At 65.5% G+C, this 13,147-nt stretch carries 16 protein-coding genes and 1 tRNA gene; 9 read left to right on the top strand and 8 right to left on the bottom strand.

Going from position 1 to position 13,147, the window contains the following annotated elements:
- Positions 1–3: 3 nt before the first annotated feature.
- The 7 genes from lhpI to aroA all read right to left on the bottom strand — a co-directional run bounded on the left by lhpI (position 4) and on the right by aroA (position 6,725).
- Positions 4–954 (bottom strand): bifunctional Delta(1)-pyrroline-2-carboxylate/Delta(1)-piperideine-2-carboxylate reductase, encoded by a 951-nt coding sequence (gene lhpI / locus LB518_RS17545; protein ID WP_224578945.1) that lies wholly within the window; start codon positions 952–954, stop codon positions 4–6.
- Position 955: 1 nt separating this feature from the next.
- Complete coding sequence (locus tag LB518_RS17540; RefSeq protein ID WP_224578943.1) at positions 956–1,303, bottom strand: LapA family protein; 348 nt, start codon at positions 1,301–1,303, stop codon at positions 956–958.
- A gap of 18 nt (positions 1,304–1,321) precedes the next feature.
- Positions 1,322–1,606 carry an integration host factor subunit beta gene (gene ihfB, locus LB518_RS17535; RefSeq protein WP_224578942.1) on the bottom strand — a complete coding sequence of 95 codons (285 nt, stop codon included), beginning with the start codon at positions 1,604–1,606 and terminating at the stop codon, positions 1,322–1,324.
- Positions 1,603–2,601: a signal peptide peptidase SppA gene (sppA, locus tag LB518_RS17530; protein ID WP_224578939.1), complete on the bottom strand. Its 999-nt coding sequence runs from the start codon at positions 2,599–2,601 to the stop codon at positions 1,603–1,605. The genes ihfB and sppA overlap by 4 nt, the downstream gene beginning before the upstream one ends.
- A 178-nt stretch (positions 2,602–2,779) precedes the next feature.
- A complete protein-coding gene (gene rpsA / locus LB518_RS17525; RefSeq protein ID WP_224578937.1) occupies positions 2,780–4,477 on the bottom strand; it encodes a 30S ribosomal protein S1 in 1,698 nt (565 codons plus the stop codon).
- 266 nt (positions 4,478–4,743) lie between these two features.
- Positions 4,744–5,367 carry a (d)CMP kinase gene (cmk, locus tag LB518_RS17520; protein ID WP_224578936.1) on the bottom strand — a complete coding sequence of 208 codons (624 nt, stop codon included), beginning with the start codon at positions 5,365–5,367 and terminating at the stop codon, positions 4,744–4,746.
- The gene (gene aroA, locus LB518_RS17515; protein WP_224578933.1) at positions 5,364–6,725 is read right to left on the bottom strand and encodes a 3-phosphoshikimate 1-carboxyvinyltransferase; all 1,362 of its coding nucleotides are present in this window, start codon (positions 6,723–6,725) and stop codon (positions 5,364–5,366) included. Before aroA ends, cmk begins: the two co-directional genes overlap by 4 nt.
- A 191-nt stretch (positions 6,726–6,916) precedes the next feature.
- Here aroA and LB518_RS17510 point away from each other — a divergent pair, with 191 nt between their 5' ends.
- The 4 genes from LB518_RS17510 (at position 6,917) to LB518_RS17495 (ending at position 8,223) form a co-directional block, all read left to right on the top strand.
- On the top strand, positions 6,917–7,306 hold the full coding sequence (locus tag LB518_RS17510; protein WP_224578931.1) for a TIGR02300 family protein: 390 nt from the start codon (positions 6,917–6,919) through the stop codon (positions 7,304–7,306).
- A gap of 122 nt (positions 7,307–7,428) precedes the next feature.
- Positions 7,429–7,504: transfer RNA gene (locus LB518_RS17505), tRNA-Ala, on the top strand.
- A gap of 166 nt (positions 7,505–7,670) precedes the next feature.
- Positions 7,671–8,015, top strand: a complete 345-nt coding sequence (locus tag LB518_RS17500; protein WP_224578929.1) for a hypothetical protein — start codon at positions 7,671–7,673, stop codon at positions 8,013–8,015.
- A 46-nt stretch (positions 8,016–8,061) separates the two neighbouring features.
- Positions 8,062–8,223, top strand: a complete 162-nt coding sequence (locus LB518_RS17495; RefSeq protein WP_224578927.1) for a hypothetical protein — start codon at positions 8,062–8,064, stop codon at positions 8,221–8,223.
- 6 nt (positions 8,224–8,229) lie between these two features.
- On the opposite strand, the gene LB518_RS17490 is transcribed toward LB518_RS17495, so the two are convergent.
- Positions 8,230–9,192, bottom strand: coding sequence for a DMT family transporter (locus LB518_RS17490; RefSeq protein WP_286198741.1), 963 nt, complete (start codon positions 9,190–9,192; stop codon positions 8,230–8,232).
- A gap of 314 nt (positions 9,193–9,506) precedes the next feature.
- Here LB518_RS17490 and LB518_RS17485 point away from each other — a divergent pair, with 314 nt between their 5' ends.
- The 5 genes from LB518_RS17485 to LB518_RS17465 all read left to right on the top strand — a co-directional run bounded on the left by LB518_RS17485 (position 9,507) and on the right by LB518_RS17465 (position 12,985).
- Entirely contained in the window at positions 9,507–10,766 is a 1,260-nt protein-coding gene (locus LB518_RS17485) for a DEAD/DEAH box helicase (protein WP_224578926.1), read from the top strand.
- A gap of 53 nt (positions 10,767–10,819) precedes the next feature.
- The gene (locus LB518_RS17480; protein WP_073053266.1) at positions 10,820–11,026 is read left to right on the top strand and encodes a cold-shock protein; all 207 of its coding nucleotides are present in this window, start codon (positions 10,820–10,822) and stop codon (positions 11,024–11,026) included.
- An 8-nt stretch (positions 11,027–11,034) separates the two neighbouring features.
- Positions 11,035–11,316, top strand: a complete 282-nt coding sequence (infA, locus tag LB518_RS17475; protein WP_073053264.1) for a translation initiation factor IF-1 — start codon at positions 11,035–11,037, stop codon at positions 11,314–11,316.
- Positions 11,317–11,701: 385 nt separating this feature from the next.
- Positions 11,702–12,172 carry a tellurite resistance TerB family protein gene (locus LB518_RS17470; RefSeq protein WP_224578925.1) on the top strand — a complete coding sequence of 157 codons (471 nt, stop codon included), beginning with the start codon at positions 11,702–11,704 and terminating at the stop codon, positions 12,170–12,172.
- Positions 12,173–12,280: 108 nt separating this feature from the next.
- Positions 12,281–12,985, top strand: a complete 705-nt coding sequence (locus LB518_RS17465) for a glutamine amidotransferase (protein ID WP_224578924.1) — start codon at positions 12,281–12,283, stop codon at positions 12,983–12,985.
- The last annotated feature ends 162 nt before the right edge of the window (positions 12,986–13,147 follow it).

Genomic DNA, 13,147 nt, shown 5'->3' with positions numbered 1-13,147 from the left:
GCGTCAGCTGCCGAGCTTGCGCCAGATCAGTGCCCCGGCCGCAAGATCTTCGAGCGCGATCCCGACGGACTTGAACAGCGTGATCTCGTCGGCCGTGCGCCGGCCATCGATCAGGCCGCGGCAAAGACCCTGGAGATCGCCGACGATTTCGTCGGGGGCAAGCACGCCGCCGGCCAGCGGCGCCGCGATATCGCCCGCCTCGGCGATCGCGCCTGGGCCATCGACATAGACGCGCGCGCGGCGGATGGCCGTGTCATCGGCCTCGCGCATCGCCGGGGTGAAGCCACCGACGAGATCAAGATGCGCGCCGGGCTTCACCAGTGCCCCGCGCACCAGCGGCTCGCTCGACAGCGTCGCACAGGAGATGATGTCGGCCTGCGGGAGCGCGCGGGCAAGATCCGTCTCGACCTCGACATCCAAGCCGTCACCGGCCAGCCGTTCCGCCAGCCTCTCCGCCCGCGATACGTCCCGATTCCACAGCGTGACACGGGTGATCGGCCGCATCGCGGCGTGGGCGGCGACGAGGTGCGGGGCGAGCGCGCCGGCTCCGATCATCAGCAGATGCGCGGCATCGGCCCTGGCGAGATAGGACGCCGCGAGCGCCGAGGCCGCTGCCGTGCGCCAGAGCGTCAAGGCGGTTCCGTCGATCACGGCGAGCGGCGCGCCGGTCTCCCCCGAAAGCAGCAGATAGACGCCCGCCACCGTGGCGAGGCCATTTGCGGCATTGCCGGGGAAGACGGTCACGATCTTGACGCCGACATGATCCGACGCGGCTTCAGCGGCGCCCGACCAGGCCGGCATCAGAAGCAGCGACGCGTCGCCGCCGCTCCGCGCGATCGAATGATGCTCGCGGGGCGGCACCGTGATCTCGGAGCGAAAAGCCTCGCGAAGCGTCTCGACCAGTTCATGCCGGGAAAGCGCGGCATCAAGCGCCGCGCCATCGATGAGGCGCATGTCAGGCGGCGTCGCGGCGAAGGGCGGGCAGGCCGGCAGACGGGCCGGTTGGGGTGATGGTGCGATAGCCGTCATTTTCGCGGCGAACACCGCTCGCCTCGCGCTTCAGCCGGCGCGCCTGGCGGCGCCAGCGGCCCTGGCCCAGCCAGGTTCCGATGCCGCCCAGCAGCACGCCCAGCACCATCGAGGCAAAGACGATGAAATAGAGCGGCAGCGTCATCGCGGCGGCAGGCGCATCGCCATTGAACGGATCGAGCGACAGCACCACGCCGTGACGGTTGGCAACCGCCAGCGCCACGAGAAGCACTGCCAGCGGAACGAGTATGATGATCGCGATCGCGCGCTTCATGCCGTGTCCCTGCCTCCGTCAGTCGCCGTCATTGAGACGCTCGCGCATCTCCTTGCCCGTCTTGAAGAACGGCACGAACTTTTCAGTGACATCGACCTTGGTCCCGGTCCGCGGATTGCGGCCCTGGCGGGCGGGGCGGTTCTTGACCGAGAAGGCGCCGAAGCCGCGCAACTCGACCCGGTCGCCGCGGGCCAGCGCGTCAACGATCTCATCGAGGATCGAATTGACGATGTGCTCGACGTCACGCTGGTAAAGATGCGGATTCTGTTCGGCAATACGCTGGACCAGCTCTGATTTGATCATCGCGCCGACCCCCCAGCGTTGAACTCCTCGGGAGCCTGCCAAACAGAAAGGAGACCGTCAAGATTAAGCCGGGGCAACCATGGCGCGATTCCGCTGGTATCGGGCGCGCCCGGCGCGAATCCAAGCTGCCGCGCCACGACGCGGACGGCGACATCGGCAAAGGAGAAGCCGCGCGAGGGTTCCTCCTTTTTCCATTCGATGACGGTCAGCGCCGGGTCTATGCCCTTTTCCTTCGAGAGCCAGTCGCGTGCCTGGTCCTCGCCGCCGATCCCGTCGATGAGGCCCGCCGCCTTGGCCTGCTGGCCGGAATAGACACGGCCATCAGCCAGCTTCAGCGTGGTCGCCCGGTCGAGATGGCGACGCTCGGCGACAATGTCGACGAACCAGTTGTAGCTGTCGTCGATGAGGCTCTTCACAACCTGGAGCGATTCCGGCGAGGCAGGCGCGAAGGGCGATGGCGCTGCCTTGAGCGGAGAGGACTTCACCTCGGTCAGCTTGATGCCGAGCTTGGCCATGGCCTCGCTGACCTCGGGCGACTGGAACAGCACACCGATCGAGCCGGTAATCGAGGTGCGATAGGCGAAGATCTGGTCCGTCGCGATCGCCGTCATGTAGGCCGCCGAAGCGCCGAGGGTCTTGATCGAGGCAACGGTCGGCTTCTTGGCCGAGAGCTGGCGCAGTGCGTCATAGAGCGATTCGCCGCCGACGGTGGCGCCGCCGCCAGAATCGATCGAGACGATCACCGCCTTGACGGCATCGTTCTTGGCGAGGCGGTCGATCAACTCCAGTTCGGCCCGGTCATCGGAAATGAAGCCGTCGATCGAGATGCGGGCGACATGCGGCGACGACCGCGCACCGATGCGATCCGGACCGACGACGAGCACGCCGGCAACGATCACCGCGACGAGGAAGGCTAGCACGCCAAGGACGCGCCAGAAGATCAGCTTCCGCCTGAGACGTCGCCGCTCGATAATGTCGTCCGCCGTGAGAGCCATCGCATAATCCATCGCCGTTACCGGGGTCCCCGGGATGATGAGTTAGCGGCTTTGGCGCCTGGACGCAAACGGCTCCGACCGCGCAAGGCTTTGCATCACTTCGATTTTCTTGCTCCGGCCCCAAATGAAAACGCCCCGGCCAATGGCCGGGGCGTTTCCGTGTCGTATGTCGTCAGGCTTATTCGTCGGTCTGGCGAGCCTTGAGGGCCGCACCGAGAATGTCGCCGAGCGAGGCGCCCGAGTCGGACGAACCGAACTGGGCAACGGCTTCCTTCTCTTCGGCGATTTCAAGCGCCTTGATCGAGACGGAGACCTTGCGGGCCTTCTTGTCGAAATTGGTGACGCGGGCGTCGACCTTCTCGCCAGCGGCGAAACGCTCCGGACGCTGCTCCGACCGATCGCGCGAAAGATCGGCGCGACGGATGAAGGCCGTCAGGTCGCTGTCGGCGATGCGGACTTCGAGGCCGCCTTCGTTGACCGCGAGGATCTCGCAGGTGACCACGGCGCCCTTGCGGATTTCGCCCGAGGCTTCGACGAACGGATCGCCGCCGACCTGCTTGATGCCGAGCGAGATGCGCTCCTTGTCGATATCGACGTCGAGCACCTGCGCCTTGACGATGTCACCACGATTGTACTCGTCGATGACCTGCTCGCCCGGACGGTTCCAGTCGAGATCCGACAGATGGACCATGCCATCCACGTCGCCATCGAGCCCGATGAACAGGCCGAACTCGGTCTTGTTCTTGACCTCGCCCTCGACGATCGAACCGATCGGATACTTGTCCTGGAAGCTCTCCCACGGATTGGCGAGGGTCTGCTTCAGGCCGAGCGAGATGCGGCGCTTGACCGGATCGACCTCGAGGATGACGACTTCGACTTCCTGCGAGGTGGAGACGATCTTGCCCGGATGGACGTTCTTCTTCGTCCAGGACATCTCGGAAACGTGGATCAGGCCTTCGATGCCCGGCTCCAGCTCGACGAACGCACCGTAGTCGGTGATGTTCGTGACGCGGCCCGAGAACTTGGCCTGGACCGGATACTTCGCCTCGATGCCCGACCACGGATCGGCCTCGAGCTGCTTCATGCCGAGCGAGATGCGGTGCGTCTCGTGATTGACGCGGATGATCTGCACGCGGACGGTCTGGCCGATCGAAAGCACTTCGGTCGGATGATTGATGCGGCGCCATGCAATGTCGGTGACATGCAGCAGGCCGTCGATACCGCCGAGGTCGACGAACGCACCGTAATCGGTGATGTTCTTGACGACGCCCTCGATGATCTGGCCTTCCTCGAGGCTCTGCACCAGCTCCGAACGCTGCTCGGCGCGGGTTTCCTCGAGAACGGTCCGGCGCGACACGACGATGTTGCCGCGGCGCTTGTCCATCTTGAGGATCTGGAACGGCTGCGGGGTGTGCATCAGCGGGCCGACGTCGCGGACCGGGCGGATGTCCACCTGGCTGCGCGGCAGGAAGGCGACGGCACCATCCAGATCGACGGTGAAGCCACCCTTGACCTGGTTGAAGATGACGCCCGTGACCTTCTCGTTCTTGTTGAACTGCTCCTCGAGGCGGACCCAGCTCTCTTCGCGGCGTGCCTTGTCGCGCGAGAGGACGGCTTCGCCGAGAGCGTTCTCGACGCGCTCGAGATAGACCTCGACGACGTCACCGACCTTGATCGGCTGGTCGCGGCCGGGGCCTGCAAATTCCTTGAGGGCAACGCGGCCCTCGGTCTTCAGTCCGACGTCGATGACCGCGAGGTCCTTCTCGATCGCGACGACGGTTCCCTTGACGACGCTGCCCTCGAAGAGGTCCTCGTTCTGGAACGATTCCTCGAGCAGGGTGGCGAAATCTTCGCGGGAGGGATTGGTAACGGCCATGAAAACTCCTGGTGCCATGTCTGGCATGCGCCGGCGGTTCGTGTTTCGGGATCGAATTCCGGACCTGCCCGCGGTATGGACCGGGGCTGCCCCTTCGAAGGGCGGACCGACGCTTCCGGACTGGAACTCGATGGTTTCGGACCACGAGCGGGCGGCGACCCTTGCCTGCCTGCCACGCGGAACCCGCGCTCTATATAATGCCGCCCGCCAGCCGGCAAGGCGCAATTGCCCGTTTGCGGGGTGTTATGCCGCTTCTGGCGCCGGATTCAGGGCCGATTCGCGTCGATGACGGCCCGGGCGGCATTGAACACGCCGTCGATGTCGAGCGCGCTGGTATCGATGCGCACCGCGTCGCGGGCCTGGCGCAGCGGCGCCGACATGCGACCGGCGTCGCGCTCGTCGCGCTCGCGGATCTCCTCGAGAATGCGGGCATAGTCGACGTCACGGCCCTTGGCATTGAGCTCGTCGGTGCGCCGGTGCGCACGGACCTCGGGCGAGGCCGTGACGAACAACTTGACCTCGGCATCCGGGCAGATCGCCGTGCCGATGTCGCGGCCGTCGAGGACTGCGCCTGGCGGGCGGCGGGCAAAATCGCGCTGGAAGGCGATGAGCGCCGCGCGCACCTCGGGATGGACGGCAACGCGCGAGGCGAGCTCTCCGGCTTCGCGCCCGCGCAGTTCCGCCTCGGCGATGTGCGAGGGATCGAGCCCCTCGGCAACGGCGCCTGCCGCGACGGGATCATCGAGATCGAGGCCGCGCTCGGCCATCAGGCGCCCGACGGCGCGGTAGAGCAGGCCGGTGTCGAGATAGGGCAGGCCATAATGCGCGGCGAGGCGCAGCGCCAGCGTGCCCTTGCCGGCGCCGGCCGGCCCGTCGATGGCGATGATCATCGGGCTGGGGGCTCCGGAGTTTCGAAATGCGCGCCGAGTCCGCCCATCAGCGCCGCGAACCCTGGAAAGGCGATCGCTGCCGTGCGCGCGTCATCGATGGCGACGGCGCTCGCGGCACCGAGGCCGAGCACGAGGAAACTCATGGCGATGCGCGGGTCGGCGCCGACTGCGATCTGGCCGCCGCCGGCCGGACGGGCGCTGCCGGTCACGGTCAGCGATTCCGGTCCCTCCTCGTATTCGATGCCACTCGTCGCCAGCGCCGCGGCGAGGGCCGAAAGGCGGTCCGATTCCTTCTGTCGCAAGTCCCCGAGCCCATCCATCACCGTCTTGCCCTCGGCAAAGGCCGCGGCGACGGCCAGTACGGGGTAATCGTCGATCATCGTTGCGGCGCGGGCCGGCGGCACGACGATCCCCTTGAGCCGGCTCGCCCGGACCCGAAGATCGGCAACCGGCTCGCCTGCGACCATGCGATGATTGTCGAGCGCGATGTCGCCACCCATCTCGACGAGCGTTTCGATCAAGCCGATCCGCAGCGGGTTGACGAGCACACCCTCGATCGTCACGTCCGATCCCTCGATGACAAGGGCCGCGACGATGACGAAGGCAGCAGCGCCGGGATCGCCGGGGACGACCAGCCGCTGCGGCCTCAAATCGCGCCGGCCTTCGATGCGGACGACGCGGGCCCCCTCGCTATCGCGGTCGATCTCGAGCGCCGCGCCGAAGGCGGTGAGCATGCGCTCGCTATGGTCGCGGGTGGGGATGGGTTCGATGATGCTGGTGACCCCGGCCGTATTGAGGCCGGCGAAGAGAATGGCGGACTTCACTTCGGCCAAGGCCGCCGGAAGGCGGTAGTCGATCGGCAGCGCGACATCAGCGCCGCGGATCGTCAGCGGCAGCCGGTCGCGCGAGCGGGCCACCACCTGGGCCCCCATGCGGCGCAGCGGCTCGAGCAACCGCCCCAGCGGGCGTCCGCGCAGCGCGGGATCGGCGTTGAACGTGACCGCGATCGCCTGGCTCGCGACCAGCCCGAGCGTGAGGGCGGCCATCGCGCCGGCATCGCCGCAATCAACGATATCCTCCGGCTCGAGGAAGCCGCCGACGCCGACGCCCTTCACGCGGAAGACCCCGGACGGGTCCCGCGTCACGCTGGCACCGAAGGCCTGCATGGCCCGCGCATTAGCCGCGATGTCGTCGCTCTCGAGCAACCCCTCGATCACCGTCTCGCCAATGGCGAGCGCCCCCAGCATCAGGGCCCGATGCGAAATCGACTTGTCGCCGGGCATGCGGACACGGCCTGCCAGCGGGCCGGAGGCGAGGGCCTGGAGCGGCCCGGTGGACGCGCCGGCGGCTGTCGACATGATCGGCTCCTCGGACCTGGCGCGGGCTGCGCCGGTTGGATCTCTCGCGCTGGGTCGGATAGCATGGGTGCTGCCAGCCCGCTACCCGCCTCCTCGGCGGGCGGTTTCGAGACCGTCGCGACGATTTCGTTTTGACAGCGCCCGGACAAAGCATTATGGGGGCCGCGCTCTATCAACCAGCGAGGCACGACGTGGCGAAAGCGGAACTCGGCACCAAACGTGTCGACCCGGAAACCGGGAAGAAGTTCTACGACCTGAACAAGGATCCGATTGTATCGCCCTTCACGGGCCAGTCCTATCCGCGCTCCTATTTCGAGAGCGGTCCCGCCAAGGCCCGCCCGGTTCCGGCGCGCGCGGTCGAGGAGGACGAGGCCGAGGAGGAGGCTGCCGATACCACCGAGTTCATCAGCCTCGAGGAAGCCGATTCGGAAACGGCCGATGCGGGCGCCGTCGAGGCGGAGACCGATGACGACGACGTCGTGATCGAGGACGACGAAGGCGATGTCTTCATCGAGGAGGAAGAAGAGGAAGGCGACGACGTGACCGACATCATCGGTGGCGTCGACGACGAGGAGCCGTAGGCCCCGAAAGCCCGTCGCAGCGCCCGCCTGTGGGTATGTCGATTGTGGCTTGATTTGAAAATGAACGCGGCCTAAGTATCGCGCCGCGCCGGAGGGGCCCCAACCCCTCCGCAGGAAAAGGCGGGGCCATAGCTCAGTTGGGAGAGCGCTTGAATGGCATTCAAGAGGTCGTCGGTTCGATTCCGATTGGCTCCACCACTTCCCCAGACGACATGATGAGCCGCCCCCACCGGGCGGCTTTTTCGTTGGTGAAGCGCTCCAGGGGCGGATGCCGCGAGACTACGCCTGGTCACGGACCGGAAGCCGGCTTGCATCGGTGACGGCGAATGGCCACATCTCGTGCCGTATGGAAAGGCGGCAGGTGATGGAAAGCTACCGGGTGTTCATGATCGGCGGTCGCAGCGCGAGCTGGCAGGACAAGCTCAAGCTGGCTCTCCTGGCGCTGGCAGGAGGCGCGATTCTCGTCGCGGCCGTGATCCTGTCGCTCGGGCTGGCGCTTGTACTGATCCCGCTCGGTTTCGTCGCCTATCTCTTTCGCCGCCCGCTTCTGCGCGCCTTGTTCCGGCAGGCGAGCCGCGGCATGGGGACGCCTCCCCCTGGAGGCACCGCCGATACCGAGCCGCGTCGACAGCCGCCGACCGGGACGGTGACGATCGAGGCGGACTATCGCGTGGTCGAGCCGCGCGACGACGGCCGTCCCGGCGCCTGAGGGAACTTTGCGCGGCCCATGCGTTGTCTTCGAAAGGAGATCACGCATGGCAACCCGGAACGAACCCGAAGAAATCCGTATCGCACCGCGCAAGTCGACCGACGATGCCCGTCAGGCCGTGGCGCCGCATACGGTGCGCTACATGCTGGCGATTGGCCTCGCGGGCGTCATCGTCGCCTTCGCCATCATCTATTTCATCTTCGTCTGACGACGGTCATGGCTGGGCGGACATGGTCTGCCCGACCTCCTCGGCGACCGTCTCGCCCGGCTTTGCCCGCGCATCGCGCTGTTCGCGCAGGAAGATGAACAGACCGGCGGCCACGATGATGGCCGCGCCGACGATCACATGCCATTTGAGCCCGTCGCCGAAGAACAGCCAGCCGAACAGCACTGCCCACAGGATCATCGTGTACTGATACGGGACGACGACAGAGGCCGGTGCGAGCTTCAGCGAGCGGTTGACGCAGAGGCTGGCGACCAGCGCCACGATCCCGACCAGCGAGAGCAGCGCGAAGTCCCGAAGCCCCGGCATGACCCATGCAAAGGGTGCCGTCACGGCGCCTGCCGTCATGGCGGCCGTGGTGGAGAAGGCGAGGAGCGTGCTGTCCTTCGTGCCGCGGAGCTGCCGCGTCACGATCATCAGCACCGAGAAAATCATTGACCCGGCGATCGCCACGAGCGCCGGCGGCGTCAGGCTCGCGGCCGAAGGATTGAGCACGAAGACGACGCCGACAAAGCCGACGAGGATGGCAATCCAGCGCTGGCGGTCGATGCGCTCCTTCAAAACCGTCGCCGAGAGGGCCGCGACATAGATCGGCCCGGCGAGATAATAGGTCATCACATCGGCGAGCGGCAGCGACCGCACGGCCCAGTAGAAACAGCCAACCTCGATGGTCGCCAGCAAGACACGCGTCAACTGCAGGAGTGGCTTCGGCGCCGCACGTAGGCCGGCCAAGCCGCCATCGCGGCGGATGAACGGTGCCAGCAGCACGAGTGCCGCAAAGGAACGGAACAACAGCACCATGCTGACGGAATAGGTTCCGACCAGCCATTTGCCGAGCGCGTCGTTGACCGAAAAAAGGAAGATGCCCAGCATCATCAAGAGGATGCCGAGAATGGGGCCTGACAGCCGGCGCGGGGCGCCGGAAAGACCGGAAGGGCTTGGGGACGTCGGCATGAGAGGTGGGTCGGGGCGTTCGCGGAAGGCGGAGTTTGCATGGAAGGCCGGCGAACGCAATTGCCAGCGATCCAAAGACGGCGTCAAACGCCCAAATGCGAGGCGTCTCCCAGATTTCGGTTGCATTTTCGGCTCCGAGTCGGCATATAGCCCTCGACGATCATCGTGATCGCGCTGTGCCATGCGGAAAATATCCCATGGTTCCACCCGCCAGGTGCGGGCACGACCCAGTCCTCTGGCCCCTTCGCGCGTGGGTTAAGACACCGGATGGATGCGAAATGCATCCGCGAAGTTAGGCCTTTTTCTTGAATCAATTGAACTCTTTTGCGGATTTGGCGCTTGCCGAACCGCTGCTGCGTGCGCTCGGCCAGGCTGGTCTCGTGACCCCGACGCCGATCCAGGCAGAAGCCATCCCTGCCCTTCTCGAAGGTCGCGACATGCTCGGCATCGCGCAGACCGGAACGGGCAAGACCGCAGCCTTCGGGCTCCCCCTCCTGCAGCAGTTGTCGCGTCGCCCCGAAGGGCTCGAGCCGAAGAGCGTGCGCGCTCTCATTCTCGCCCCGACACGTGAACTGGCCATCCAGATCGATGCCGAGCTTCGCAAGTATGGTCGCTTCATGGGCGTGCGCCATGCGCTCGTCTATGGCGGCGTCGGCCACACGCCGCAGATCCGTGCGCTCGAAAAGGGCGTCGACATCCTGGTCGCGACGCCGGGCCGCCTGCTCGATCATATGCAGGCTGGCGCGGTCAAGCTCGACCGCGTGACGCATCTCGTCCTCGACGAAGCCGATCGCATGCTCGACATGGGCTTCGTGCGCGACGTGATGAAGATCGTCGCGCTGCTGCCCGTCGCCCGTCAGTCGCTGCTGTTCTCGGCCACCATGCCGGCCGAAGTCGCGGTGCTCTCGCGCAAGATCCTCAAGGATCCGATGCGCGTCGAGGTGTCGCCCGAAGTGGTCACGGTCGAGCGGATCGACCAGCGGCTCTATCCTGTTCCGGCCGGCGAGAAGCGGGGCTTCCTCGTCGATCTCCTGGCTGATGAAAAGATGCAGCGCGTGATCGTTTTCACGCGGACGAAGCACGGCGCCGACCGCGTCGCGCAACATCTGCAGAAGGCGCGCATCGAAACCTTGGCGCTGCATGGCAACAAGTCCCAAGGTGCGCGTCAGAAGGCCCTCGCGGGGTTCAAGGACGGCAGCCTCCGCGTCCTGGTCGCGACCGATATCGCCGCCCGCGGCATTGACGTCGCCGATGTTACACATGTCGTCAACTTTGACTTGCCGGACGAACCGGAAGCCTATGTCCATCGCATTGGACGGACGGCACGTGCCGGTCGGGAAGGCATTGCCTACTCTCTCTTCGACGCTGGCGAATCTGCGCGCCTGAAGGCGATCGAACGGCTTATCCGCCGCCCGATCCCCCAGGTCGCGACGCATTTCAAGGCCCAGACGTCGGTCGCTCGCCCCGCTGTTGATACACAGCGCGGTGAATTGGCCGGCCGTGAGGGACAGCCCATGCAGCAAAAGAGCAAGAAAAACCGGTGGCGCAACCAACAACGCCGCCGCGCGGCTTGACGACGGAAGCGTCGTTAGCAAAGTTCTCTACCGCCAGACTGAAGGAGATTTCCATGGCGACGGGTACTGTGAAGTGGTTCAATGCGACGAAGGGCTATGGTTTCATCCAGCCCGATCAGGGTGGTCAGGACGTGTTCGTTCACATCAGCGCCGTTGAGCGCGCTGGTCTGTCGACGCTTCGCGACGGCGCCAAGATCTCTTACGAGCTCGAGACCGATCGTCGTGGCAAGACCTCGGCGACCAATCTGAAGGTCTCCTGAGGAATCCCATGGCGAAGGAAGAAGCGCTCGAATTCGAGGGTATGGTTGTCGAGGTTCTGCCCGACGCCAAGTTCCGCGTGGAACTCGAGAACGGGCATGTCGTCGTCGCCTATACGGCGGGCCGGATGAAGAAGAATCGTATCAAGACCCTGGCGGGCGACCGCGTAACGGTCGAGATGACGCCTTACGATCTCGATCGTGCACGGCTGGTCTTCCGGCATAAGGGTGACTCGATGGCCCCGCCATCATCCAAGACACCCTTCCGTGGCGGTGCGGCGCGGCGACGCTGATTCCAACGCCTCGATAAAACGAACTGGCGCGAGCGATCGCGCCGGTTTTCTTTTTGGCCACCAGGCCGGCGGGCGCCGTTCGCCGCCATGCCTTGCGATGCCGCATCGATTTCGCTAACGTTCGTTCATTGCCGCGTGACGCTCGATTGCTGCAACGCCTTCGGTGGCCACGCGAATGGTTATTTGAGACCTCTTTCTACCGCCATTCATGAGTTCGGACGAACTTTGATCCGAGCCCTATCTCTACAAGCAGTTTTCTGATCACCGCCGGTCTCAAGCCGGCGGTTTGTTTTTTAGAGAGGCCTTTTCGATCCGCCGAAGTGCGTCGCGCGAGACGCGCATGCCGGCGAGGCCGCCATCGACCATCGAGCCCCCAGGAGACCCGATGCTGAACGCCCTCCGCAGCTTCCTCGCCGACCTTACAGGCGACGACGGTGAGCGCCGCCAATTCAGTCCCGACGATCACCGGCTCGCTTCGGCGGCGCTGCTGTTCCATGTCATCGCCATCGATGGCACCGTCGCAGAATCGGAACGCCAGCGGCTGCACGACCTGCTGCAGGAGCGCTACGGCCTCGACGAAGCTGCGACTGCGACGCTGATCCACGAGGCCGAACTCGCCGATCAGGAGGCTGTCGACCTCTTCCGCTTCACCCATGTCCTCAAGGAGCGCCTTGATGAGCCCGACCGCGAGGCGATCATCGCGATGATGTGGGACCTCGTGTTCCAGGACGGCGCGCTGCATGAGTTCGAGGACAACACGATCTGGCGCGTGGCCGAACTGCTTGGCGTGCCAAGCGAGGCACGGCTTCGCCTCAAGCGCACTGTCCGCGAGCAGGCTGCCCGTCCCGAGGGCTGATCTGCGCCGAGAAAGTCGGCGATCTGGCAGGAAACTGGACTGGCGGCGCGCTGCCGCAGGGGTTAGCCTTGCGAGGTCGCACGCCCTGAGGGAGTTTTGTCGGCGCTCATGAAGCCACCGGTTTTGATCGTCCTGCACCAGGAGCATTCGACCCCCGGTCGCGTTGGCCTTCGCCTCAAGGAACGCGGCATCCCTCTCGATATCCGTCGGCCGCGCTTCGGTGATCCGCTGCCGTCGACGCTTGCTGATCATGCGGGCGCGATCGTCTTCGGTGGCCCGATGAGCGCCAATGACGACGAAGATTTCGTGCGGCAGGAGATCGACTGGCTGTCAGTGCCACTGGCCGAGGGCGCACCGCTGCTCGGCATCTGCCTCGGCGCACAGATGCTGGCAAAACAGCTCGGCGCCGGTGTCGGCCGGCGAGCGGACGGCCTCGTCGAGATCGGCTATTACCCATTGAAGGCGACGGCGGATGGCGAGGCCCTGCTGCCATGGCCGAGTCAGGTCTACCAGTGGCATGGCGAGGGCTTCGATCTGCCCCAAGGCGCCGAATTGCTCGCTTCAGGCGAGCTCTTCGCCAACCAGGCCTTTCGCTACGGACCGGCCGCCTTCGGCTTCCAGTTCCACATCGAGCTGACGCTGATGATGATGCATCGCTGGACCGTGCGCGGCGCCGAGCGCTTCACCCTGCCGGGCGCGCAGGATCGCGGCGCGCATCTCGAGGGGCGCGCACTCTACGACGTCCAGAGCTCGGCCTTCCTCGACCGCTTCCTGGGGATGTGGCTCGACCTGCCGCGCGGCGCACCGGCATAAGGTTTCCGATCCCTGCCAAGTCTCGCAATCTGCAACGCCGCTTGCAAAATGCAATGCGCGAGACGTGAACGAGGCGTTAAGCCTAACGAAATCTGGTCGAAATCGGCACAATTTGAACCATATCTTGTGGTCATGTAGCTCATCGTGGCTGGCAAGCCGCTT

The organism is Mesorhizobium sp. BR1-1-16 (genome assembly GCF_020165495.1).
Lineage (GTDB): Bacteria > Pseudomonadota > Alphaproteobacteria > Rhizobiales > Kaistiaceae > Kaistia.
Note: the sequence above shows the minus strand (reverse complement) of the source record. Positions and strands in the feature narration are given on the sequence as shown.

Excerpts from the sequence above, each read along its gene's own strand:
- lhpI (WP_224578945.1), bottom strand. The coding sequence starts at position 954 with ATGCGCCTCATCGATGGCGCGGCGCTTGATGCCGCGCTTTCCCGGCAT.
- LB518_RS17540 (WP_224578943.1), bottom strand. The coding sequence starts at position 1,303 with ATGAAGCGCGCGATCGCGATCATCATACTCGTTCCGCTGGCAGTGCTT.
- ihfB (WP_224578942.1), bottom strand. The coding sequence starts at position 1,606 with ATGATCAAATCAGAGCTGGTCCAGCGTATTGCCGAACAGAATCCGCAT.
- sppA (WP_224578939.1), bottom strand. The coding sequence starts at position 2,601 with ATGGCTCTCACGGCGGACGACATTATCGAGCGGCGACGTCTCAGGCGG.
- rpsA (WP_224578937.1), bottom strand. The coding sequence starts at position 4,477 with ATGGCCGTTACCAATCCCTCCCGCGAAGATTTCGCCACCCTGCTCGAG.
- cmk (WP_224578936.1), bottom strand. The coding sequence starts at position 5,367 with ATGATCATCGCCATCGACGGGCCGGCCGGCGCCGGCAAGGGCACGCTG.
- aroA (WP_224578933.1), bottom strand. The coding sequence starts at position 6,725 with ATGTCGACAGCCGCCGGCGCGTCCACCGGGCCGCTCCAGGCCCTCGCC.
- LB518_RS17500 (WP_224578929.1), top strand. The coding sequence starts at position 7,671 with ATGGAAAGCTACCGGGTGTTCATGATCGGCGGTCGCAGCGCGAGCTGG.
- LB518_RS17495 (WP_224578927.1), top strand. The coding sequence starts at position 8,062 with ATGGCAACCCGGAACGAACCCGAAGAAATCCGTATCGCACCGCGCAAG.
- LB518_RS17490 (WP_286198741.1), bottom strand. The coding sequence starts at position 9,192 with ATGCCGACGTCCCCAAGCCCTTCCGGTCTTTCCGGCGCCCCGCGCCGG.
- LB518_RS17480 (WP_073053266.1), top strand. The coding sequence starts at position 10,820 with ATGGCGACGGGTACTGTGAAGTGGTTCAATGCGACGAAGGGCTATGGT.
- infA (WP_073053264.1), top strand. The coding sequence starts at position 11,035 with ATGGCGAAGGAAGAAGCGCTCGAATTCGAGGGTATGGTTGTCGAGGTT.
- LB518_RS17470 (WP_224578925.1), top strand. The coding sequence starts at position 11,702 with ATGCTGAACGCCCTCCGCAGCTTCCTCGCCGACCTTACAGGCGACGAC.
- LB518_RS17465 (WP_224578924.1), top strand. The coding sequence starts at position 12,281 with ATGAAGCCACCGGTTTTGATCGTCCTGCACCAGGAGCATTCGACCCCC.